General features: G+C 57.9%; 20 protein-coding genes. 2 read left to right on the top strand and 18 right to left on the bottom strand.

Translation table 11 applies throughout. The features are described from left to right. Nucleotides 1-12: 12 nt before the first annotated feature. The 5 genes from coaD to HOP44_RS09550 all read right to left on the bottom strand — a co-directional run bounded on the left by coaD (nt 13) and on the right by HOP44_RS09550 (nt 4,037). Nucleotides 13-528, bottom strand: a complete 516-nt coding sequence (coaD, locus tag HOP44_RS09570; RefSeq protein WP_216667512.1) for a pantetheine-phosphate adenylyltransferase — start codon at nt 526-528, stop codon at nt 13-15. After that, nucleotides 525-1,127 (bottom strand): 16S rRNA (guanine(966)-N(2))-methyltransferase RsmD, encoded by a 603-nt coding sequence (gene rsmD, locus HOP44_RS09565; RefSeq protein WP_172252743.1) that lies wholly within the window; start codon nt 1,125-1,127, stop codon nt 525-527. Before rsmD ends, coaD begins: the two co-directional genes overlap by 4 nt. Nucleotides 1,128-1,305: 178 nt before the next feature. Further along, nucleotides 1,306-2,208, bottom strand: a complete 903-nt coding sequence (locus HOP44_RS09560; protein ID WP_172252741.1) for an SMP-30/gluconolactonase/LRE family protein — start codon at nt 2,206-2,208, stop codon at nt 1,306-1,308. A gap of 131 nt (nt 2,209-2,339) precedes the next feature. Further along, on the bottom strand, nt 2,340-2,993 hold the full coding sequence (locus HOP44_RS09555; RefSeq protein WP_172252739.1) for an SGNH/GDSL hydrolase family protein: 654 nt from the start codon (nt 2,991-2,993) through the stop codon (nt 2,340-2,342). A 198-nt stretch (nt 2,994-3,191) separates the two neighbouring features. Then, complete coding sequence (locus tag HOP44_RS09550; protein WP_172252737.1) at nt 3,192-4,037, bottom strand: AraC family transcriptional regulator; 846 nt, start codon at nt 4,035-4,037, stop codon at nt 3,192-3,194. A gap of 123 nt (nt 4,038-4,160) precedes the next feature. Between HOP44_RS09550 and HOP44_RS09545 the strand changes: the two genes are divergently transcribed. Further along, entirely contained in the window at nt 4,161-6,188 is a 2,028-nt protein-coding gene (locus HOP44_RS09545; RefSeq protein WP_172252735.1) for a beta-galactosidase, read from the top strand. Between the two features lie 74 nt (nt 6,189-6,262). Here HOP44_RS09545 and HOP44_RS09540 read toward each other — a convergent pair whose 3' ends face one another. Both HOP44_RS09540 and HOP44_RS09535 read right to left on the bottom strand, forming a co-directional pair. Then, nucleotides 6,263-6,598 carry a hypothetical protein gene (locus tag HOP44_RS09540; protein WP_172252733.1) on the bottom strand — a complete coding sequence of 112 codons (336 nt, stop codon included), beginning with the start codon at nt 6,596-6,598 and terminating at the stop codon, nt 6,263-6,265. A 184-nt stretch (nt 6,599-6,782) separates the two neighbouring features. Beyond that, nucleotides 6,783-8,453: a glycoside hydrolase family 13 protein gene (locus HOP44_RS09535; RefSeq protein WP_172252731.1), complete on the bottom strand. Its 1,671-nt coding sequence runs from the start codon at nt 8,451-8,453 to the stop codon at nt 6,783-6,785. 298 nt (nt 8,454-8,751) lie between these two features. Here HOP44_RS09535 and HOP44_RS09530 point away from each other — a divergent pair, with 298 nt between their 5' ends. Next, a complete protein-coding gene (locus tag HOP44_RS09530) occupies nt 8,752-10,761 on the top strand; it encodes a GTP-binding protein (RefSeq protein ID WP_343059837.1) in 2,010 nt (669 codons plus the stop codon). A gap of 280 nt (nt 10,762-11,041) precedes the next feature. Here HOP44_RS09530 and HOP44_RS09525 read toward each other — a convergent pair whose 3' ends face one another. The 11 genes from HOP44_RS09525 to HOP44_RS09475 all read right to left on the bottom strand — a co-directional run bounded on the left by HOP44_RS09525 (nt 11,042) and on the right by HOP44_RS09475 (nt 23,514). Then, entirely contained in the window at nt 11,042-14,182 is a 3,141-nt protein-coding gene (locus tag HOP44_RS09525) for an MMPL family transporter (protein WP_172252729.1), read from the bottom strand. Further along, on the bottom strand, nt 14,179-14,667 hold the full coding sequence (locus tag HOP44_RS09520; RefSeq protein WP_172252727.1) for a MarR family winged helix-turn-helix transcriptional regulator: 489 nt from the start codon (nt 14,665-14,667) through the stop codon (nt 14,179-14,181). Before HOP44_RS09520 ends, HOP44_RS09525 begins: the two co-directional genes overlap by 4 nt. Nucleotides 14,668-14,854: 187 nt before the next feature. After that, nucleotides 14,855-15,283 (bottom strand): GNAT family N-acetyltransferase, encoded by a 429-nt coding sequence (locus HOP44_RS09515; protein ID WP_172252725.1) that lies wholly within the window; start codon nt 15,281-15,283, stop codon nt 14,855-14,857. Between the two features lie 73 nt (nt 15,284-15,356). Next, the gene (locus tag HOP44_RS09510; protein ID WP_172252723.1) at nt 15,357-17,033 is read right to left on the bottom strand and encodes an ATP-binding protein; all 1,677 of its coding nucleotides are present in this window, start codon (nt 17,031-17,033) and stop codon (nt 15,357-15,359) included. Next, nucleotides 17,023-18,153, bottom strand: a complete 1,131-nt coding sequence (locus HOP44_RS09505) for a cobalamin-dependent protein (RefSeq protein WP_172252721.1) — start codon at nt 18,151-18,153, stop codon at nt 17,023-17,025. Before HOP44_RS09505 ends, HOP44_RS09510 begins: the two co-directional genes overlap by 11 nt. Before the next feature lie 156 nt (nt 18,154-18,309). After that, a complete protein-coding gene (locus HOP44_RS09500) occupies nt 18,310-18,951 on the bottom strand; it encodes a GNAT family N-acetyltransferase (protein WP_172252719.1) in 642 nt (213 codons plus the stop codon). 64 nt (nt 18,952-19,015) lie between these two features. Then, nucleotides 19,016-19,705, bottom strand: a complete 690-nt coding sequence (rpiA, locus tag HOP44_RS09495; protein WP_172253039.1) for a ribose-5-phosphate isomerase RpiA — start codon at nt 19,703-19,705, stop codon at nt 19,016-19,018. A gap of 260 nt (nt 19,706-19,965) precedes the next feature. Then, nucleotides 19,966-20,526: a YfiT family bacillithiol transferase gene (locus HOP44_RS09490; protein ID WP_172252717.1), complete on the bottom strand. Its 561-nt coding sequence runs from the start codon at nt 20,524-20,526 to the stop codon at nt 19,966-19,968. Between the two features lie 14 nt (nt 20,527-20,540). Beyond that, nucleotides 20,541-21,920: a class II fumarate hydratase gene (gene fumC / locus HOP44_RS09485; protein WP_172252715.1), complete on the bottom strand. Its 1,380-nt coding sequence runs from the start codon at nt 21,918-21,920 to the stop codon at nt 20,541-20,543. A 182-nt stretch (nt 21,921-22,102) separates the two neighbouring features. Then, a complete protein-coding gene (locus HOP44_RS09480; RefSeq protein WP_172252713.1) occupies nt 22,103-22,804 on the bottom strand; it encodes a YjjG family noncanonical pyrimidine nucleotidase in 702 nt (233 codons plus the stop codon). Further along, nucleotides 22,801-23,514, bottom strand: coding sequence for a uracil-DNA glycosylase (locus HOP44_RS09475; protein ID WP_172253037.1), 714 nt, complete (start codon nt 23,512-23,514; stop codon nt 22,801-22,803). Before HOP44_RS09475 ends, HOP44_RS09480 begins: the two co-directional genes overlap by 4 nt. Nucleotides 23,515-23,737 lie beyond the last annotated feature (223 nt).

Below are 23,737 nucleotides of genomic sequence, written 5' to 3'. Positions count from 1 at the left end.
CGCGAAACTCGCTTAATCTGCAGGTTTGCCGTGCAGCTTTTCCTGAAGCGCGATGCGCACTTCCGGTGTCACCAGCTCGCTTACATCTCCGGCAAACTGCGCAATCTCTTTGACCACGCTTGAACTGAGATACGAATACAGCGGATTGGTCATCATAAAGATCGTTTCCACATTCTCGTTCAGTTTGCGGTTCGTGGTCGCGATCTGCAGCTCGTATTCGAAATCGGTAACCGACCGTATCCCCCGGACCACAACCTGAGCCCGCTTCTGCTCCACATAGTTGACGAGCAGATCCCGGAACACATCCACTTCCACGTTCGGCATATCGCTCGTCGCCTGCCGCAGCAGCTCTGCCCGCTCTTCGACCGTAAACAGCGGTTTCTTGCTCAGGTTGTTGAGCACGGCCACAATCAGGCGGTCGTACTGCTTGGCGGCGCGGTGAATAATGTCCATATGCCCAAGCGTCACCGGGTCGAAGCTTCCCGGGTATACGGCGATGCGTTCGATCTTCTCTGCCTGATCCGTCATCCGTTCGAGTCCTCCTCTTCGTGGGGCTGCGAGTCTCCGCCCGTTTCCGGTCTCCAGCGGTAAATGGAGACGGCGATTTCGCCGTACACGGCTTTGCGCTGAAGCTCGAAAGCGCCTGCCGTTTCCGGGTATTCGTACGACGAGTCGTACTCCAGCACAACGGTCGCTTCCGGCTCCAGCAGACCGTATTCTTCGATCGTCGCCATCAGTTCCGCCCCGTTCTTCATCCGGTAAGGCGGATCCAGAAACACCAAGTCGAATTTCGTTTCCCGCTTGGACAGCGCTTTGAGCGCACGCTGCGCATCGTTCCGGTACACTTCGGCCCGGCTTTCGAACCCTGTCGCTTTTAGATTGGCACGTACGACTTCTATACTTTTGGCATCGGCATCGACCAGAATCGCCCGGTCCATACCCCGGCTTATCGCTTCGATCGCAAGACCGCCGGTTCCGGCGAACAGGTCAAGCGCGGTTCCCCCTTCGAAAAAGGGACCGATCATACTGAATAACGCTTCTTTCACTTTATCGGTGGTCGGGCGTGTTCCTGTGCCCGGCACCGCTTTAAGGGGTCTCCCCTTGGCTTCCCCCGCTACGACTCTCACGCTGTGTGTCCTCCCGTATCTGCATGCTGTGCCGTCTGTCGGCTGCCTTTATCGTAACACAACCCGGCGGCGAGTAAAACGGCGGAATCCGGCCGGCAGCTCTTCGCCGGACATCGACCGGAGCAAGCCAAAAAGACCGCTTCGTTCCCCTTGGGGTACGGATCGCGGTCTGGATGGTTTACTGCGCGTCTTCCGTTTGACGGAACCGATGCGCCGGCTGGCCTTTCGGACCCGGACGGCAGACAAAGAGCGCGCCGGCCAGCGGCTGCTGCGCTTTCTGCTCGTCGGACAATCCGTCGGCAGCGGTCGTAATATACAGATCGCCGTAATCGGCTCCTCCAAAAGCGCAGCAGGTGACGTTGTCGACGGGCAGAAGGATCTCGCCGAGTTTGATTCCCGCTACCGGATCCCATTTGCTGACCCGGCCGCCGCCGTAATGCGCGATCCACAGATCGCCGTCGGCATCCACCGCCATCCCGTCCGGCCAACCTTCTTCGTGTTCGAAAGAAACGACGCTGCGCGCCGAACCGATTTCGCCTTTTTCGACGTCGAATCCGAAGGCCTGTACCTGACGCGTACCCGTATCGATGTAATACAGTACCGTTCCGTCGGGGCTCCACCCCAATCCGTTCGACGTGGATACGTTCCCGAACAGCCGATGCACGGTCAGATCGCCGTCCATCCGGTAGAAAGCGCCCTGCTCTTCCTTGCCGACCAAACTCATCGTACCGGCCCAGAACCGGCCTGCCGCATCGCACTTGCCGTCGTTAAAGCGGTTGTCTTCCCGATGCTCGGGATCGTGGATCCGGTTCAACTGGCGGGTATTGAGATCATAAAAAGCAAAACCGCTTTCCGAAGCCAATACGACTCTGTCGTCCGAGTGTCCGACAGCGGCGCCGGCTCTTTCCGGCAGTTCGTAGACTTCTTCGCTCCCGTCTTCCGGGTTGTAGAAACGCAGCTGTTTGCCCTCGATATCGATCCACATCAGGGTCTGTTTGTTCTCCATCCAGTTCGGACCTTCTCCCAACACCGCCCGGTAATCGGAAACCGGTTCGGGTTTGATGCCTTTCAGTTCGCTCATATCGCTGCTCCTTCCGCCTCGCGGATTGCTGTTCGTGACTCGGCCGCGGCATTCGCGGCTTCCGCCGTATCATTACCCATTTTGTACGGGTTGTGACTTTTCCCGGTCTTCTTGGCGGGCCGCCCGTCTTCCTATTTGTTATCCCACTCGAAATCGAGCGCATTCAGCAGGCCGCGGGCGATCAGCATATGACCGGCCGTATTCGGATGCACATGGTCCCAGCCGTTCGACAGCGAAGACTGGATCCGGTAATGTCCCATCCGGTCGAACGCCGCCTGGGTATCGACCAGTTCGGCGCCGTAATCGCCGGCCAGACGTTTGACTACCGCCCCGTAGCGGTCCATCCGGGAACGCATCGGGTCTTCCTGGCCGCTCATATAGTACGGAGTCATGAGGATCAACCCTTTGAGTCCGGGCTGCACGGCATCCAGCAGTTCGCGCAGCGTCGCTTCATATTCTTCCAGCGTGACAAAAGGCTCGATTTCTTCCGGCGTGTCGAACTGCCGCCAAACGTCGTTGATGCCGATCATGATCGACAGCCAGTCGGGCTTCAGATCGAGCACGTCGCGCTGCCAGCGTTTCTTGAGATGGCGGACCGTATCTCCTCCGATGCCCGTGTTCAGCACAAGCGTATTCAGCTCCGGGTATCCGGTGCGCAGCAGGGCGTCGACCAAAGCGGGATATCCGTTTCCGAGACCGTTTCCGTAACCGACCGGATGAGACCGGCCGGCGTCGGTGACCGAGTCTCCGATCAGGAGCAGTTTGTCGTTTCGATTCAATTTCATACCAGGTTCCATCTCCTTAAGTAGACGCGGCTCTGCCGCGTATTCGTTCAGCGCGAAGCTGTCTGAAGCCGTAAAGCGGGGTAAACGGAAACCTTATTCGCCTTGCAGGCTGCCCGCTTCTTTCCCTCAAACATTCGCGATCGTTTCCGTAAATTCCTGTTTGCCGCCGAATCGGCCGATCTATTTTCTTTGCGAAGGTCAATGCAGCGTCCGGAACTGCTCCGGCGTTACGCCTTCCTGTTTGCGGAAAGTGGCCACAAAGTGGCTGGCGTCCCGGAAGCCGACCAGTCCCGAGACTTCCTTGACCGTCATGCGGGGGTGCAGCGTCATCATTTCTTTGGACTTGCGCAGCCGCAGCAGAATCAGATAGGCGTACGCCGTCATACCAAAAGCCTGCTTGAACAGCGTATTGAGATGCCGCGGAGTGATATCCGCCCGCCGCGCCATATCTTCCAGGCCGATATCCGAATCCGCGTAGTGCCGGTCGAGAAATTCGAGCACCGGAGCGAGGCGCCGAACGGAATTCGACAGCGAAGGAAGACGGTTGACTCTCCCGTCCTTTTTGAGCAGCGTGAGAAACCGGTAAACTTCCACCGAAAAGTTCAAACCCGACAAATCCCGTTCGCTGTCGATCGTACCCAGCAGGGACGGAAGAAATCCGCCGAGCTCGGCGCCTTTGTCCCATCCGTAATAGGAAGAAACCGGCAGACCCAACGTACCGAGTATGGCACCCGCCTGAGGACCTCCAAACGTCATGTAGAACGTATCCCATGTGCCTTCAATCGGCCGGTAGGAATGACTTTCGCCGGAGAGCAGCAGGATTCCAGAGTCCGCTTCCAGCACGTACTTCGCTCCGCCCATCGAGATTTCGCCTTTTCCGCCCGCCGTCTGCAGCCAGTGGTAACAGGGATAACCGTCGGGGCGGGAAATGGCTTCCTGATACGGATTGTAACCGATGCTTTCCATGTACACGGGCAAAGGCAGATCCTTGATTTCCGTAAAATAACGTCGTTCCGTCAAATATCGTCTGTAAGCGCTATCCATCCCCGTATCCCCTTTAAACCGAATATTTCTTTTTTCTTATACGATAATCCCTTTTTATTATATTTTATAATATATTTACGTAGATTAATATAGAATTATTCTTATATGTTGAGGTGATTTTTAATGATCAGCAGCAAACTTCCCAAAATCTTTTACGGCGGCGATTACAACCCGGAACAATGGGACGAAGCCACGCATCGCGAAGACCTGCGCATGTTCAAATTGGCCGGGATCGATATCGCGACGGTCAACGTATTTGCCTGGGCACTGAGCCAGCCCGACGAAGCCACTTACAACTTTGCCTGGCTCGACGAACTGATCGACAGCCTGCACGCAAACGGCACTTATGTATGCCTGGCCACGAGCACGGCCGCGCATCCGGCCTGGATGGCCAAACGTTACCCGGATGTACTGCGTACCGACGCGGACGGCCGCAAACGCAAATTCGGCGGACGCCACAACTCCTGCCCGAACAGCCCGACCTATCGCAAGTATGCGGTCCGGATCGCGGAAAAGCTTGCCCAGCGCTACAAAGACCACCCGGCGGTCATCGTCTGGCATGTCTCGAACGAATTCGGCGGCGACTGCTACTGCGACAACTGCGAGAAAGCGTTCCGCGTCTGGCTGCGGGAGCGCTACGGCACGCTGGACAAGCTGAACCGTGCCTGGAACACCAACTTCTGGGGCCACACCTTCTACGACTGGGACGAGATCGTGCTGCCGAACAATCTGAGCGAACATTGGGGCGAGAACAACTCCACGTTTCAGGGAATCTCGCTGGATTACTCGCGCTTTAACTCCGACAGCATGCTGGAATGCTATAAGCTGGAGCATGCCGTCATCAAGAAAAATATTCCCGATTCGGTCATCACCACCAACCTTATGGGCTTTTTCAAGCAGCTTGATTACTTCAAATGGGCCAAAGAATTGGATATCGTCTCCTGGGACAACTATCCGGGGCTGCAGACACCGGTCAGCTACACGGCCATGGCTCACGACCTGATGCGCGGCCTTAAGGGCGGCGATCCGTTCATGCTGATGGAACAGACGCCGAGCCAACAGAACTGGCAGCCGTACAATTCGCTGAAGCGTCCGGGCGTCATGCGTCTGTGGAGCTACCAAGCGGTGGCGCACGGCGCGGACACGGTCATGTTCTTCCAGCTGCGACGCTCTGTCGGCGCATGCGAGAAATACCACGGCGCCGTGATCGAACATGTCGGCCACGAGAATACCCGCGTCTTCCGCGAAGTGTCCGAACTCGGACGCGAACTGGGCGATCTGGGCGACCGCCTGCTCGATTCGCGCCTCCCGGCCAAAGTCGCCATCTTGTTCGATTGGGAAAACTGGTGGGCCGTCGAGAAATCCAGCGGACCGACGGTTGCGCTGAATTACGTCGATCAGATCCACAAATATTACAAATCGTTCTACGACCGCAACGTGCAGGTAGATATCGTCGGCGTCGACTCCGATTTCGGCAAATATGACGTTCTCGTCGCTCCGGTGCTGTACATGGTCAAACCGGGCACGGCCGATCAGCTGGAGACTTTCGTCAAAAACGGCGGCACCTTCCTGACGACGTTCTTCAGCGGGATCGTCAACGAGTCGGATCTGGTCACAACCGGCGGCTACCCGGGCGAGCTGCGCAAGCTGCTCGGAATCTGGGTGGAAGAAACCGACGCGCTGTTCCCGGATATGCGCAACAAGATTGTCGTAAACGGCGAATTCGGCGGACTGAACGGACAATACGAATGCGGGATGCTGTGCGATCTGCTGCATACGGAAGGCGCGGAGACGCTGGCCGAATACGGCGAAGATTTCTACCAAGGCATGCCGGTCCTCACGCGCAACGCTTACGGCGAAGGACAAGCCTATTATGTCGCTTCGGATCCCGAGCAGTCTTTCCTGGACGGACTGCTGGCGCAGCTCTGCGTAGACAAAGGCGTTGAGCCGCTGCTGGATACGCCGGAAGGCGTCGAAGTGACCAAGCGGGTCAAGGACGGCGAGGAATTCCTCTTCGTCATGAATCACAATGCCGAAGCCTCCACATACGAGCTCGGCGGCAGCTGTACCAATCTGTTAAACGGCGACGCGCTGAGCGGTTCGACCGTCATCGCGGGACGCGACGTACAGATTTTGAGTCCGATTAAGTAAGACCTCTATCATAAAACGTCCGCTCATCCACCAAGGATGCGCGGACGTTTTTGATGTCAGCGAAAAGAGCAGGATCAGGCCCCAAGTGCAGTGCCCGATACCAGCGCCACAGCGGTCACGACAGCGATCATGATCAGCAGCAGCACGCCCAGATACAGCAGACTGCGTACGGCGCTGCCTTCCAAATTCGGCGTCAGAGACGTAAAGTTCTCCCTGCCGGCGAGCAGTGCCAGAAGCAGCGCGCCGCGCAGCGGTTTGGATGAATAGATGAAGTCCCGCGCCACAAGGCGCGGATGAATCCACACGCCGAACCACGGCGGCAATCCGCTTGGCGTATGCCGGCTGTCCGCCTGCCCGCCGCGCTCTCCCGGACTGCGGCTTTCCGGGTAGCGGCCACGCGGATCGAGCACCCGATCGTCCCGCCCTTCTCCCGCCGAAACAAGCTTTTCCGGCTTTTCGGCAAACCGTCTTCGATTTCCCTGCTGCCATTCCCGTCGTTTCCGTCTCTTCCGTCCATCTGCCAGCCCCACCGCTTCTTGATCCGATTTCGTTATTCAAACGTTCTGTTTTCGCCGATCGGGCTTGGTTCGTCCCTTAGGGTTGGAGTGTATAGACTCTCGCTTCGTAAGGACGCCATGTTCCAAGACCCGCTTCGTCATCGCCGTAGTTTCCGACAATCAGCGAAGCTTCACGGTCCGCCAATCCGGCCGGCCATTCGAACGGAGTGGATTCCGTAGAGAAGTTAAGCGCGATCAGCCAGGTTTCTTCGCCGAGCGTACGCGTATACACATACAGCGTCTCGTGATCCGGCAGCAACAGCTCGTAATCGCCGTACGTCATGATTTGGTGTTCTTTTCGCAGCGCGATCAGCTTCTTGTAATAATGGAACACGGAATCGGGATCGTCCAGCTGCTGCTTGGCATTGATCGTCTTGTAATTCGGGTTGACCCCGATCCACGGCGTGCCGGTCGTAAAGCCCGCATAATCGCTGTCGTCCCACTGCACCGGCGTACGGGCATTGTCGCGTCCTCTCGTCTGGATCGCCTCCATCACCGTGCCGGGATCGGCTCCGCCGTGCGTGACGTGCTCGTTATACATGTTCAGGCTCTCGATGTCTTTGTAGTCGTCGATCATCGGGAACTTGACGTTGGTCATACCGAGTTCTTCGCCCTGATAGACGTAAGGCGTTCCCCGCAGCGTATGCAGCAGCGTGGCGAGCAGTTTGGACGATTGAACGCGGTATTCGCCGTCATTGCCGAACCTCGACACCATGCGCGGCTGATCGTGGTTGTTGAGGTACAGGCTGTTCCAGCCTTTTTCCGCCAGTCCGACCTGCCATTTGTCCATGACGGCTTTGAACTGCGGCAGCTTCCAAGGCACGATGTCCCATTTGCCGCCCGGTCCGCCGTCCAGACGCATATGCTCGAACTGGAACACCATCTGCAGCTCGCCGCGTTCTTCCGCCGTGTATTTTTTGGCTTCTTCGACCGTTACGCCCGGCATCTCGCCGACCGTCATGACGTCGTACTTCGACAGCACTTCCCGGTTCATTTCCTGCAAAAACTCATGGATGCGCGGTCCGTCCACGTAGTACATACTGCCGTCCGCGATCGGAGCGGTTCCGTTCGAAGGCAGGCCTTCCACTTTGGAGATCAGATTGATGACGTCCATCCGGAAGCCGTCCACGCCTTTGTCGAGCCAGAATTTCATCATGTCGTACACGGCCGTGCGCACCCGCTCGTTCTCCCAGTTGAGGTCCGGCTGTTTTTTGGAAAAAAGGTGCAGGTAATATTGTCCGCGCTGCTCGTCGTATTCCCATACCGGGCCGCTGAAAAAAGACTCCCAGTTGTTCGGAATGCCGCCGTCCGGAGCCGCGTCGCGCCAAATATAGTAGTCGCTGTATTCGCCGTCGGCGTTCTTCCGCGATTCCACGAACCACGCATGCTCGTCCGACGTATGGTTGACGACCAGGTCCATCATCAGTTTGATTCCGCGCTCGTGCAGACCCGCAAGCAGCTCTTCCCAGTCCGCCATCGTGCCGAATTCGTCCATGATGTCTTCGTAGTCGCTGATATCGTACCCGTTGTCGTCGTTGGGCGATTTGTATACCGGCGACAGCCAGATGACATCCACGCCAAGCTCCTTGAGATAATCGAGCTTCAAGATAATGCCCCGCAGGTCGCCTACCCCGTCTCCGTCGCTGTCCATGAAGCTGCGCGGGTAGATCTGATACACAACGGCTTCTTTCCAAAATGTACGTTCCATGCGCGTTCATTCCTCCCGGTATTCGCTATCGCCGGCTGCCCGTTTTCGGGCGGACAACCTTCGTCTTTACCCATTTACCCAGAAAGCGGAAGATTGAGCGGCCCAATGGCAGACTTTAAACATTCGGTGCCTAAACGGGCAGATCTTCCTCTTAATCTTCGCACGAACCGAAAACGCTTATGACGCGACTGCCGGTTGTATCCAAGCTTCCGGGCGGCGAACCGACGCCACAGGCCGCCGCCGTGGTACAATAAAGACTCCGAACCACAGCGGTTATCCGGCATCCAACTTTGACAGAATCGAGGGGTTTCCTATCTCAAGCGTTTATTCCGAAGTCCGAAATATCGGAGTCTTTGCCCATATCGATGCGGGCAAGACGACGACAACCGAATACATGCTGCAGCGCAGCGGAAGTATCCGCACGGCCGGCAGCGTCGACGAAGGCACCGCCTCTACCGACTCGCTTGATGTAGAGCGAGAACGCGGGATCTCCGTAAAAGCGGCTTCCGTGTCGCTGACCTGGAAAGGAACGCGGTTCAACTTGATCGATACGCCCGGTCACGCCGATTTCCTGGCCGAGGTGGAGCGCACGCTTGGCGTGATGGACGGCGCCGTACTGATCGTATCCGCCGCCGAGGGCGTACAAGCCCAGACGGAAGTGCTGTGGCAGGCGCTTCGCCTGCTGGACGTGCCGACTTTGATCTACATCAACAAGCTTGACCGGATCGGAGCTTCATTCGAGCGGACGCTTGGCGAAATCGCCCGTCTGCTGTCTCCGTCGGCACTGCCGGTGCAGCGGCCGTTGTATGGCGAAGACGGGGCTTTTACCGGAACCGAGACGTTATGGGCACACGATGCCGGCTCTGCTGCTCCTGCGCAAAACGAAGATTTGGCGTTCCGCACCGCCGCGGCCGAAAAACTGGCCGAGTTCGACGAGGAGCTGCTGCTTCGCTACGTCGAAGGCGATATTCCGGATGCCGGCGAGACAGCGAGCAGGATTGCGGAAGGAACCGCCGCCAGCCGGGTCTTCCCGGTGTGCTGCGGATGCTCGCAGCGCGGAGTCGGCATTGAGGAGCTGCTCGATGCGATGCTGGCTTTCCTGCCTGCTCCCGCGCCCAGGCCGGATCTTGCGGGCATCGTGTTCAAAGTCGAGCGGGATCGCGCGATGGGACGCGCCGTCTGGATTCGCCTGTACGGCGGAAGCTTGCGCAACCGCGATATCGTGCGGATACACGGCCGGGAGAACGAAGAGAAGATCACTCAAATCCGGATCCTCGACGGCTTGAAAAAAATCGATGCCGGCGAGATCTCGGCCGGCGATGTCGCCGCCGTGTACGGCCTAAGCGAAGCGGCGATCGGCGATATGATCGGCGATCCGGCGCTTGTTCCGAAAACGCCCCAGCTCGCTGTGCCGCTGCTGACGGCCCGGGTCCTTCCCGAAAACGATACCGATTATACGCGCACCGCCGAAGCGCTGCGCGAACTGACGGATGAAGATCCTCTCCTCGGCTTGGCCTGGATGCCCGAACTGCGCGAACTCCATGTGCGCATGATGGGCGCTATTCAGCTCGAAGTGCTCGGAAGCACCCTGCGCTCGCGCTTCGGCCTGAACGTCGACTTCGGTCCTCCGGCCGTAATCTACCAGGAAACACCGGCGCAGCTCTGCGAAGGACGCGTCGCCTATCTCGCCCCCAAACCGTGCTGGGCGATCCTGCACTTCACCGTCGAGCCGGGCGAACGCGGCAGCGGGCTGGTCTACCGTTCGCTTGCCCGCGCCGACGATATCCTGCCGTCTTATCAAAACGAGGTCCGCCGCCGCGTTCCGGAAGCGCTCAAGCAGGGATTGTCCGGTTGGCAGGTCACCGATCTGATCGTTACGCTGACTTACGGCCAGAGTCACGTCTGGCATACGCACCCGCTCGACTTCGTGGTCGCGACGCCGATGGGCATCATGAATGCCTTGGCCTCCGGCGGCACCAAGCTGCTTGAGCCTGTCCTGCGCTTTCGCGTTTCGGTGCCCGAAGCCAATGCGGGCCGCGTTCTTAGCGATTTGTCCCGTATGCGCGCGGAATTCGACCCTCCTTTCGCCGAAGGCGAACGATTCTTCATCGAAGGGCGGATTCCGGCGGCCACTTCGCTGGACTACGCCGTCGAGCTGCGCTCTTTCACTTCGGGAAAAGGCATACTGACCGCTTCTTTCGACGGTTATCGGGAAGCTCCTCCCGGCACCGAAGCTTCACGCCGGCGAGTCGGCGTCAATCCGCTGGATGAAGCGGAGTATATCCTGAGCGCGAGAGGAGCTTTGTAGATGGAATCGGCAGGAAAGGCTGTTAAAGCGTTGGCAGGAGAGCCGGGCGGAGATTGGAGGTAGAGACTGGATGTAGAGACTGCAGGCGGGGGCGGCGAATGCCTATGCATCGGTTCCCCGTTGGTGCGGCGAAAACCTGCCTGGAAGTTTTCGTCCACTGTTCCGTAAATCAAAAAGAGCCGCTCCCCTATGCCGGGGAAGCGGCTCTTTATTACTCTTATCCTTCACAGGGAAGTACGCTCTGATTTGTCCGGGTTTTAAATCCCCGTTTCCAAGTCTTCTATCTTTCCCCGTCTTCCTTCATCCGAAACGGCCACCAGTTGGCTTTGCCGAACGTCTTGACCATGACAGGCACGAAGAATGGCAGCATGAACAGGGCATAGATCACAAGTCCCGCCAATACGACCGTGGCGATCTGCATCATCGAGAGCACGCCGGACGGAATCATCGAAGCGAACGTTCCGCTCAGAATCAAGACGGCCGACAAGATGACCGTTCCCATATTGCGCATGGCGTGCACAATCGCTTCTTTCGGATCGAGGTCGCGGTGTTCGTTGAAACGGTCCATCAGGAAGATGCTGTAATCGACCCCGAGTGCAATCAGCATAACGAAGCCGAAGAACGGCGTCGTCCACGTGATCCCCGAATAGCCGAGCATGTTCACGAAGATCGCTTCCGTTACGCCCAGAGCGGCGTAATACGTTACGAACAGCGAGAGCATCAGGTACAGCGGCATGATGATCGAGCGCAGCAGCAGAATCAGAATGATCAGGATCCCCCCCATCATCAAGTATACGGTACGGCTGTAATCCGCATTGGATACGGTCTGCAGATCGGCAAATGTACTCGTCACGCCGCTGATTGCCACATCGGCCTGTTCCAGTGCCGTGTCCTGTGTGCCGCGGTCGACCGCGGCGCGGATATCGTCGACTTTGGCCAGCGCTTCGGTGCTGTACGGATTGTCCGTCAGCACCACGTCAAGCGTCATGATCTTGCGGTCTTTGGACATGTAATTGTCGAAAACCTGCTGGAAATCTTCATTCTCCAGCGCTTCCTGGGGAATAAACCAACCGCCCAGCTCGGAGTCGGAATTTTCCTGCAGCTGCGTCAGATAGTCTTCCGCCGAACCGAGGCCGTCTCCGACTTTTTTGAGACCGTCGATGCTTTGATCGAGTCCGTCCGTCAGCTGCGTCAGCTGATCGGACAAATCGAGGAAGCCCTGCCCCAACTGCTCTTGTCCGCCCTGCAGCTGATCCAGCCCGCCGGTAATCGACGGTACCTGTCCGACGATCTCTCCCTGGCCGTCGGCAGCCTGGTTCAGGCCGCTTTGCAGCTGTTCGATACCCGCGATCAACTGATCGAAGCCGCCCGTCAATTGGTTCTGACCGTCGATCGCCTGCGCGTATCCCTGATTGGCCTGCCCGATTCCGGCCGCGACCTGCGCCACCTGACCCTGTACCTGGCCGAAAGCGTCGGCCAGTGCCGCAGCTCCCTGGCCGGTCTGGGTAACCGTGCCGCGGATCGTCAGATAATCGGCGTCCTGCAGCAGTGCCGGGAATTTCTGTTCCAGGCTGCCGAAGCGGCTCTGAACACCCGCAAGCGCGCCGGACAAAGCGTTCAGCTGGTTGCCGATTTGGGACATGCCGCCGTCAAGCGCCGTGAGGCCCGTACCTACCTGCTGATACCCGCTCAGCAGCTGGGCGTGCGCGTCGGCCAACTGCTGCGCGCTTGCTTTCATCTGCGCAAGTCCCGCCTGCAGGTCGCCCGCGCCGGAAGCGCCGGATCGGATACCCGTCTCGATCTGCGCCAAGCCGTCGCCGAGCTGTGTTACGCCGGTCTTCAGCTCTTCCGTACCGCTGACCAGCTCGTTCGCTCCGTCTGCGGCTTTCCGGATCTGCGGCGCATTGTCGCTCAGCTGTTTGCTCGCATCGGACAATCCGTCTTGGATCTTGGTCAGCCCGTCTCCGGCTTCGCCCAGTCCTTCCTTCAGCGTCCCGGCCTGATCGGCCACGCTGAAGTCCGAAATTTCTTCGCCGGTCGGACGGCTTGCGCTGCGTACGCTGTCCACGCCGTCCACTTTCGATACCTCGCGGCTGATCCGTTCGGCGATTGCGACATATTCGGCGTTATCCATTTTCTGATCGTTTTGGATCACGATTTTGGCCGGCATCGCCTGTCCCGCGCCGAAGCTGTCCGCAATAATGTTGAAACCCTGCACCGATTCGTAGTTGCCCGGGATTTCTTCCAGACTGTTGAACGACAGCTTGCCGCTGTACGTCAGCAGGAAAGGCAGCGTCACGGCCAGCACGATCAGCATCGCCGCCCACGGCCGTTTCATCGAGAAGCGGCCCGCCCAGCCCCACAGCCGGTTTTCGCTGTGGCCGATCGCTTTGCGCGAAGGCCAGAACAGCTTTTGTCCGAGTACCGCCATAAAGAACGGCACGATCGTCACCATCGCCAGCAGCATGACCGCGATACCGACGGCAACCGCCACGGCGGAGCGGTACAGCATGAACTGCGACAAACCGATTGCCGCGAAGCCGACCAGTACCGCAAGTCCCGATACGATGACGGTGCGTCCCGCGGTACGGTACGTTTCGACGATCGCGTCCCATTTGTTGTCGGTATGTCCCATCTCTTCCTTGAAACGGCTGATGAGCAGAATACAGTAGTCCGTTCCGATCCCGAACATCACGGCGACCATAAAGATCTGCGTAAAGTTCGACAAAGGGAAATCGAATCGGTCTACGAGGAACGAAACGATACTCTGGGAAACGATATAGCTGAGTCCTACGGTCAGCAGCGGTACAAACGGCGCCACGACCGACCGGAACACCAGCACCAGAATCAGCAGGATAAAGACGACGGTAATATACTCCGACTTTTTCAAGCCTTCTTCCGAACTGCGCACCGTATCTTCGTTGATCAGCGATTGGCCCGTCAGATAATGCGCGACTTCGTAAGGAGCCAGCGTTTCTTCCAGTCCGCTCTGGACTTCGGCCGCTTCGCCTTCCGCCACTTCGGCGGTGAGCGAAACGAGAATGGTCTGCCCGTTGGCCGAAATCATCTGCTCTTCCAGCTCCGGCTGTTCAAACGGACTGAGAATCGACGTGACATGCAGATTTTTTTTGTTTTTCTCGACTGCGTTTACGGCCTCTTCGGCCTGCTTCTTCTCCGCGGCGGTCAAACCGTCGGGATTATGGAACACAAGCGCGATCGTCGTTCCTTCCGCCCCGCCTTCCTGGGCGGCCAGCTCGCGGAGAATCGCCGAAGCTTCGGTCGACGTGTAGCCTTCGGGTACGGAAATTCCGCCTTTTTCCCGAACCAGATCCGACATCGACGGCGCCGTCAGGAACAATCCGACCGCTGCCGCGATCCATATCAGCAGGACCAGCCATCTGGCTTTCAGTATGGTTCTCATTCTTTCTCTCTGCCTCCGTCTTCGATGACCAGTCGGGCCAGCTTTTCGAATGCCGACATGACCATTTCGATTTCTTTTTGTTCAAAATGACTCAAATAGCCGCCGACCGATTCCGAGATGCGCCGCTCGACCTGCTCGGCGATTCGCTGTCCGTGCTCGGTTAACGACAAATACACTTCCCGGCGGTCTTCTTCGCTGCGCGTACGCTCGATCAAGCCTCGGTCCACCAACCTCGTTACGATCGCGGTAATGGTGCTTTTGACCACTTTGAACGTTTCGGCCAGTTCCGACGAGGTTCGGGGACCGCACTGCATAATGTGTTGAAGCAGATAATACTGATCGTTCGTCAAGTCTTCCTGCATTTGTCTGCGCACGACCAATCCCATCTCCCGTTCGATGGTCAGCCAGGATTCCAGAAACCGGTTGATCAGCTTTTTGGCGTCCACGGCCGGCGGTTCGGGATTTTTGCGAATCCGTTCGTCCATCCTTTACTCCTCCTTTGCGTATGCGAAGCGGGTCCGATTAACGATACAAAACAGTTCGATAATGAAATTGTTCGACAATGAAACTATAAAGGTTTGGACTATGGCTGTCAACCCGGCGCCGCGCGGGATCCGGGTATGCAAAAAGCCTTTTCCCCTTAAGGAAAAGGCTTTATTGAACATAAGGAAACTATTCTTCGTCTTCCGTCTCGTATAGGCAGCGAAACCGTTCGAGTCCCGATGCGCTTATCCCCAGGCTCATGACGGAAAATCCGACACTGCGGTAGAAGTCTACCGCTTCCTCGTCGGTTTCCACGACAACGCGTTCCGGACGTTCGCGCACCATGAGCTCGAGCAGCATGCCGCGTCCGTATCCGAGGCCGCGGCTGCCGGGATCGACAGCCAGATGCGTAATCGTCAATTCGTTGTCGGAGCCGGGTCTGAAGCCGATGATGCCCAGCATTTCACCTTTTTCAATATAAGCGAGCAGCTCCGCATCCTTCTCTTGTTCATAGAAGGCAATCGCCCGCTCCGCATGTTCCGGATCGGGAAAAACCGACAGTTCCAGCAGTGCGGCGACTCTCGGGTCGCGCGCTTGTTCTTTTACCGATTGCAGCATATTGATCTCCTCTTCTTGTAACTTCCCGGTGTAGGGACGGCGCCCCAGACGAAACAACCGGTCTGCCCGGCGTTCAGGCAAACCGGCGCAGTTCCGCGCAGGCGGCTTGGTAAGCACCCTGCAGCTTCGGCAGCACGTCTTTTGCTTCTTGTATGCAGTCCTGCCGAAGCGCCTGTTCGATCCGTTCCAGCATACGGGAGAAATGGTTCACGCCCAGACTCAGGCTGCCGGACTTCAGGTTGTGGGCGGCTCTTATCCCCTGCTCGCAGGCTCCGGCCAATACCCATTCTTCCAGGCGTTCAAGTTTCCCCGGCGTCTCCTGCTCGTATACTTCCAGCAGCGCGCGGAGAATTTCCGGCTCTTCGCCTTCGTCAAGACCGACCAGCTCCTGCACAACGTCAAGATCAAGGATCGGCTCGGCTTCTTTCGGGATCCATTTTTGCAGCATGGCTCCCAGCGTTTCCAGATTGACCGGCTTGCCCAGAAAATCGTTCATGCCGGCTTCCAGACAGGCTTCCCGTTCGCTGCCGACCGAATCCCCCGTCAGGGCGACAATCGGAACGGGTCTGCGCGAGGTTTCGCGTTCCAGCTCGCGGATCCTCCGCGTCGCTTCGATCCCGCCCATCACCGGCATTCTCTTATCCATCAGAATGAGCGCATAAGAACGGTCGAGAAACGCTTCGACGGCGGCCTGACCGCTGCTTACGACCTGCACGGACGCAAGTCCCAGCTTCTTGAGCTGCATCCCGATCACCCGGCTGTTGATCGGATTGTCTTCCGCGACGAGAATCGGAATATCCGCCGCGGGCATTCCAAGCGAAGGGAGCGCGTGCAGCGAAGCTCCCGACGCATTCGGTGTTTCGACCGGCGGAAGCTGCACTTCGAACCAGAAGGTCGAGCCGGCATTTTCCCGGCTGAACACCCCGATCTCGCCTTTCATCGCATCGACAAGCGATTTGCAGATCATCAGGCCAAGTCCGGTCCCGGCTTTGGCTTTGCCCGCTTCCGTCTGCGAATAGGGTTTGAACAGTTTGGAGAGATTCGCCTCCGAGATGCCGATCCCGCTGTCTTGAATCTCAAAGCGGACATTCTCGGCATCCTGCGTTCCCCGGCGTATGTCGATCCGGATATCGCCTTCTTCCGTAAAAGCATTCGCGTTGTGAACGAGATTGATCAGAATCTGGCGCAGCCGGGTCGGATCTCCGTACAGCGTCGCGGCGATCGAAGGATCGATCCGGTAATCGAGGCGATTGCGCTTGGCATCGACTTTGGGCTTGAGCAGTTCCGCCACGTGGGCGACAACCGTTCTCGGATCAAACGGTTTGGCTTCGATGGCCAAGGCACCCGCTTCGCTTTTGGACAGGTCCAGCAGATCGTTGACCATGCCGAGCAGTTCGGTCGCCGACTCATCGATCAGCTCGGTCCATGCTTTTTGCGGACTGCCGAGCGCACTGCCGCGCAGCAGCTCCGTGATGCCGAGAATCGCATTCATGGGCGTTCGGAATTCGTGACTGATCATGGCCAGGAAACGGTCTTTCGCTTCGTTGGCTTTCTCGGCTTCCCGCACGGCTTCCTGCAGCTCCCAGTTGCTCTTGGCAAGCTGGCGCTGAAGCGTGACCAGCTCGTTATTCATTTCCGAAAAATCGTTCAGTATCCGTTCTTCCTTCAACTGCCCGCGGACGATCCGGTCGTTGAGTCCTTCCACGAGCGCCTGCAGGCGCTCGATTTCGCGCCGTCCTTCAGCTTCCAAGCCCCTGTCCTCCTTCTTCCTCCGCAGCCGCGCCCGTCTGACCCCGCACCCTTTCCCGGCGTCTGCGGTTTGCGGTCAGACGCTCGGCCTCAGCAAGCGCTCTTTCGGCGTCCGGAGCATATCCGTCTGCCCCCACGCGCTGCCATAACAAAGGGTCGACGTTGAAAGGAAGACCTCCTACCATAATGAGCGCATCGGCCGTCCGTTCGTCGGCGCGCAGATTCGCGATCAGTTTCTTCATTAGACGCACATGAAACGTCATGGTGGCCGACAGCGCCACGATATCCGCTTTTCGCTGCGCGATCAGATCCATCAGCTTGTCTTCGTCGATACTTGTCCCGAGATAGTGGGTATCCCACCTTTCCATCTCGAACACATCGGTCAGCATCCGAAGTCCGATTTCGTGCTTTTCTCCGCCCACGCAGGCCGATACGAGCGTACCCTTTCGGCTCCCGCGTTCGGTGCCCAGCCAGCGTGCATACAGCCTCGACATCGTTCCCTGCGTAGCGGCCGTGCAGTAATGCTCATCAGCCACGCTGATCTGTTGGGTTTGCCACAAACGGCCGACTTCGTATTGGGACGCCTGAAAAATATACCGGTAAATATCCCGGATACTTTCTCCCCGTTCGATCAGTCGGTCGATCAGCGTATTGGCGCCCACGCGGTCGCCGCTCAGCAGCGCATCCAGATACATCCGGCTTTCCGCTCCCAGCGGGTGCTCTTTGTTCAGAAAAGAAGGCACTTCGCCCGCTTCGACCGTTCGCGCGATGCCCATTTCCAGAATCCGGATCGTCCGGTCTGTCCATTCGTCTTTCTCGGAAGCTCTTACCCGGTCAAGAATCAGCTCGAGCTTTGTCCGGATATCGGCTTCGGTCAAGCCGTAACCCGCCAGCAGCTGCTTGAGCCACCCGACATAATGCACGAACAGGGACGGGCTGTCCATCCGCACGCTCTCGGCCAAATAATGCAGCGTATAGATCGTATCGCGGCGGGACTTCTCGAATCCCGGCTTCCCGTAGCGCTGCATCAGATCCGGTTGAATCTTGTATTGGTGCTCCGTGACTTCAAGCGCAAGCCCGTCTATTCCGTCCAGCAGCATTTTTTCTTTTCGCAGCGTCATTTCAACCCCCCCGCTTCAGCGGAAGGAAACGCCGGCAGATTTTGACCTTGATGCGTCATTCGCGTATCCCTCCCGGTTTGTATGTCCGTCGATCCCCGGTTAAAACCTCGGGTCCATCTTCCCATACCGGGAAAAGATACGCAACTTGACAAACGATTAGCGATCGGCTGCCGATCCGTATAAAGCTTCCCATTCTTCGCGCAGCACGCCCATCCGTATGGAATCGTACAGCTCTCCTCGCACAATCCGGCAGCGGCGCATTCTTCCTTCGATCCGCATGCCGATTCTTGCCGCAGCGCGCATCATCCGCTCGTTGCCCGACCAGGTGGTAATGCCGACCCTCGGTACGTCAAGACGTTCGAACAGATAAGCCACATACAGCCGGAGCGCTTCCGTTCCGCAGCCCCGACCCCAGGTGCCGGACCGATACAGCAGAATCCCCGTTTCCAGCCAGTTGGAAGGTTCATGTTCCCAATAGGAAGTAATAACGCCAAGCATCAGGCCTTCCCGGGTTTCGACCAGCAGACGGCGTTCCCAGGGCAGATTTCGCGCGCGCTGTTTCTCGTACCCCTGCACAAATTCTTCAAAAGTCTCCTGCCTTTCTTCCGCTTTGTAATAGGGCGCATCCCATTCGGCCCATTCCCGGTCGACATCCGCATATTCGAGATCGTACAGTTCGCGGTAATCCGCAGGGGCCACCGGGCGCAGGCGTACCCGCTCCCCTTCCAGAATCGTTTGTTCCCCGTTTGCCTGTACCGGCTGTGAAGTGTTGGATGTTGTTTCGTTTGGTCTGTTCATTATAGAGAGTTCCCTCATTTCCTGAGAAAGTACGGCGCCGCTTCCGGCCGCCGCCTTTTTGCGCTTACTCGGAAACGGACAGGGAAGCGCGGCTTATCGTGTCGATGCTTCCGTCTGCTCGGCCTACGATCACCGTATGCGCCATATCGACGAACAATCCGTTTTCGACCACGCCCGCAATCGCATTGAGGCTCGCGTGCAGCGCAGCCGGATCGGTAATAGGAACGCCGCCGCAGTCCGCAATGTAATTGCCGTTGTCGGTCACGTAAATTTCCCCGTCCGCCATCCGCAGTTCCGGCTTCAGTCCCAGGGAGCGAAGCGCATCCAGCGTCCATTCATAGGCAAAAGGCACGATCTCGACCGGCAGAGGGAAAACGCCAAGCGTATCGACCCGCTTGTCTTCGCCGACAATGACGAACATTTTGTCGCTTCGAGCCGCCACGATCTTCTCGCGCAGCAGCGCTCCGCCTCCGCCCTTGATCAGTTGAAGCGACCGGTCCACCTCGTCCGCTCCGTCGATCGTGATGTCGATTCTTCCGACCTCCGCAAACGGCACAATCGGAATCCCCAGCGCAATCGCCTGTTCTTCCGAACGTTTGGAAGTCGCTACCGCGCGGATGGTCAGACCTTTCCGCACCCGCTCGCCCAGCTTCTCGATCGCGTAATAAGCCGTCGACCCCGTTCCGAGTCCGACCGTCATTCCGTCTTCTATCGCTTCTACCGCCCGTTCGGCAGCCAATTTCTTCGTATTCATCTCCACCACTCCGTTCCGATTCGCCATTTTTGAAAAAAGTCTCCCCGTTCATTGTAAAGCAAATGTTTTTGTCGAAACAGCCTTTTATTTCTATGTGCTCCCAACAATCCGCCGGTCGATACGACCGGATTCAAGGCAGGTCCGGGGCGGATTCGAATCTCCCATGTTCCGCAGCACAAACAGGCTCCGAACTTCCGCCGGAAGTTCGGAGCCTGCTGCCTACGAAACCTGCGACGGTCGAGCCGACCGTCGCAAACCGATTAGCGCCAGCCCGAGCGTTCGGCGAGCGAAACGATCTGCGCCGTATGGTGCCGGCCGTGCCAGGCATAATGTTCGGTCTGTACGCCGAGCGGAGTCCATTTCTCCGATTGGGGATGGTAGAAGCTCCGGTTCCACTGATCGGGCGTCAGCGATTCGAGCAGGAACGTCCAGCGGGTATGCAGTCCGCGCAGAATCAGCAGGGACGCGCCGACGGCGAGGCCGGAGGCATCGGGCTGCTCCGCCCAGATTTGTTCTTCGTAAGGTTTGACGGTCGGCTTTTCTTCGCTTAGCGCAAGCTTGAGCCGCATATAGGCGTTCATATGGCTGTCCGCCAAATGGTGCACCACCTGCTTGACGGTCCAGCCGCCAGGGCGGTACGGCATATTGAGCTGCTGCTCGCTCAAGCCTTCGATCGCCGCTTCCAGCCGATCCGGCAGACGCCGGATTTCTTCGATCCAGTCTTCAAGCTGCCCGGGTTCGAACGTGTCGATCTCTGCGGGCCTTCCGACCGGATAACGAATAGGCTCCAGTTCGGCTTCACTCGGGAAATATTCGGTCATCTCCATGCCTCCGATCAGATCATTTTTTTCGGATCGACGTAACGGTCGAATTCTTCTTCGGTCAGCAGACCTGTCGACAAAGCCGCTTCTTTCAGCGATGTCCCTTCGGCGTGGGCCTTCTTCGCAATCTTCGCCGCGTTCTCGTACCCGATATGCGGATTAAGCGACGTCACGAGCATCAGCGAATTGCCGAGGTTGTGCTGAATCTGGTCGAGATTGGCTTCGATGCCCACTGCGCATTTGTCGTTGAACGCAAGGATGGAATCGGCCAGCAGGTTGACGGACTGCAGGAAATTGTAGATCAGAACCGGCTTGAACACGTTCAGCTCGAAGTTGCCCTGACTGGCGGCGAAGCCGATTGTCGTGTCGTTGCCGAACACCTGGGCTACGACCATCGTGATCGCTTCCGGTTGGGTCGGATTGACTTTGCCCGGCATGATCGAACTGCCCGGCTCGTTCTCCGGAATCCGGATCTCGCCGAGACCGCTGCGCGGTCCGCTGGCCAGCCAGCGCACATCGTTGGCGATCTTCATCAGATCGGCCGCCAGCGCCTTAATCGCACCGTGCGTATACACTGCTTCGTCGTGGCTCGTAAGCGCATGGAATTTGTTCCGGGCCGAAGTGAACTTGGCCTGCGTAAACTGCGAAATGTACGCCGCCGCGCGGTCGCCGAATTCCGGATGCGCATTGATGCCGGTGCCGACCGCGGTGCCGCCGATCGCAAGCTCCTTCATATGCTGCACGCTTTCCTTGATCATCGTGCCGCTTTTCTCCAGCATCGCGGACCAGCCGCTGATTTCCTGGCCGAGCGTCAGCGGAGTCGCGTCCATCAGATGCGTGCGTCCGATCTTGATCACGTCCCGGAAAGCTTCCACCTTCTCGTCGAAAGTTGCTTTGAGTACCGCGATCGCCGGCAGCAGTTTGTCCTCGACAGCCGTGACGCCGGCTACGTGCAGCGCGGTCGGGAACGTATCGTTGGAACTCTGCGACATATTGACATCGTCATTTGGGTGCAGGCGTTCGTCGGTACCGCCTTTGCCTTCGAGCAGCTGGTTGCCGCGGTAGGCGATCACTTCGTTGACGTTCATATTGGACTGCGTGCCGCTGCCCGTCTGCCAGACCACCAGCGGGAAATGTTCATCCAGCAGGCCTTCCAAGATCTCGTCGGCCGCCTGGGCAATCGCTCCGGCTTTGTTTTCCGACAATTTGCCCAGATCGCGGTTCGCAAGCGCCGCCGATTTTTTCAAGATGGCGAAGGCGCGGATGACTTCGGAAGGCATCTTCTCCTGGCCGATCGGAAAGTTTTCTTTGCTGCGCTGCGTCTGTGCCCCCCACATCTTGCTTACGGGCACTTTCATTTCACCAAGCGTGTCTTTTTCGATCCGGTAATCCAAAATCCGTCTCCTCCTTCATCGCTATCACAAAATGGTCACATTCCAAGTTTAATTGTAGCGTTTTCAAGAGTCAAAAAGAAAGGGAATCCTCCAACAATTTTCGCCGGCGGCGGCCGCTTTGCCAAAAACCGCTCCGGCGCGCCATCATTACCGTGTGCACGAACGTCGATCCTTTACGCCGATCAGCCGTTTTCTTCCAGCAGCAGTGGGATGAGTTCGGTCAACTGCGCAATCTCGTAGGTCGGGACAATACCGCTGTTGTTGGACAGACGTTCGGGATTGTACCAGCAGGTATCGATGCCGTAGCCGAATCCTCCCCGGATATCCGAAGACAGCGAATCCCCGACAATAAGCGCCTGCGATTTGTCCATGCAGCCGATCTTTTTCAACGCGTAATCGAAAATAGCCGGTGCCGGCTTGGCGGAACCCGCATCGTCGGATACGACGATATGATCGAAATAAGCTTTCAACTCCGAACCTTGGATCCGCGAGAACTGCACGTCGCTGACCCCGTTGGTGATAATCGACAGGTCGAATGCCGGCTTCAGTGCGTCGCATACCGCCCGGGCATCCGGCGTAACAAACGAACCGGCAGCAAAATACCGCAGATAAGCCGAGGCAAATGCCTCCGAGTCGCCGTCAACGCCCAGCTGCTCGAACAATCGCCGGAAGCGTTCGCCGCGCAGCTGATTCTGGGTAATTCGGTTCTGCTCGTAATCGGTCCACAAGGCGCGATTAATCGCCGTATAACACGCCAGGCAGCCGTCGAAGTCCGTATCCCAACCGGCTTCCTTCATCGCTCCGGCCAACGCTTCGCGTTCGCAGCGGCGGAAATCGAGCAGCGTGTCATCCGCATCGAACAAAAGATATCGGTAAGGCTTCATATCGTCGTTTTCCCTTCTTCCTTCAATTCTTCCGGCACTTCGGGCAGACACCAATCGATCTCGGGCAGCCCGCGGGAACGCAAAAACTCATTTGTGCGGGAAAAAGGACGGCTGCCGAAAAATCCCCGTTCCGCCGAACGCGGACTCGGATGCGCCGACTTAATCACAAGATGTCGGCCGGCGTCGATAAACGCTCCTTTTTCCTGGGCGCTTCGTCCCCACAAGATGAATACGACAGGCTGCTCCCGCTCGTTGATCGCCGCGATTGCCGCATCCGTGAACGTCTCCCAGCCCAGGCCCTGATGCGAAGCCGCCAGGCCCCGCCGCACGGTCAATACATGGTTGAGCAGCAGAACGCCCTGTTTCGCCCAGGGTTCAAGAAATCCGTGCCGCACCGGTTTGCAGCCCAGATCGTCATGCAGTTCGCGATAAATATTGTCCAGCGAGGGCGGAACGGGTCTGCCGGGCTGGACCGAAAAGCTGAGTCCGTGCGCCTGATTCGGTCCGTGGTACGGATCCTGTCCCAAAATAACGACGCGCGTATCGGCAAAAGCCGTCAAATGAAAAGCGCTGAAGATCCGGTACATGTCCGGGTATACGGTTTGGCTGCGGTATTCGTCCGCCAGCCTGCGCCGGAGTTCCAGATAATAAGGCTTCTCCATTTCGGGATGCAGGATCTCCGCCCAATCGTTCGCAAAAATCGGTTTCATGTCTTCGTTTTCCTTTCCTCGCGGCGGTCGATCGGCGTAACCGGAGCTCGCCGCCGGGTATTCGGGCCTTGGCGCTGCGCTCTTGTTCGTCAAAAGTGCTCGATCGCGGCTCCGCAGTAATCGCATACCGTCTGCCGTGCCTGCGCGAATTGTTTTGCGGCTTCCGCAGGCACGGCAGACGGCGACGACCCGTCCCGATGCGCCGGCCTTCGGACGCGGCGCA

Origin of the sequence: Saccharibacillus deserti, from assembly GCF_013618475.1 — a bacterium.
GTDB classification, from domain to species: Bacteria; Bacillota; Bacilli; order Paenibacillales; family Paenibacillaceae; genus Saccharibacillus; species Saccharibacillus deserti.
This window is presented reverse-complemented; position numbering and strand designations above follow the sequence as displayed.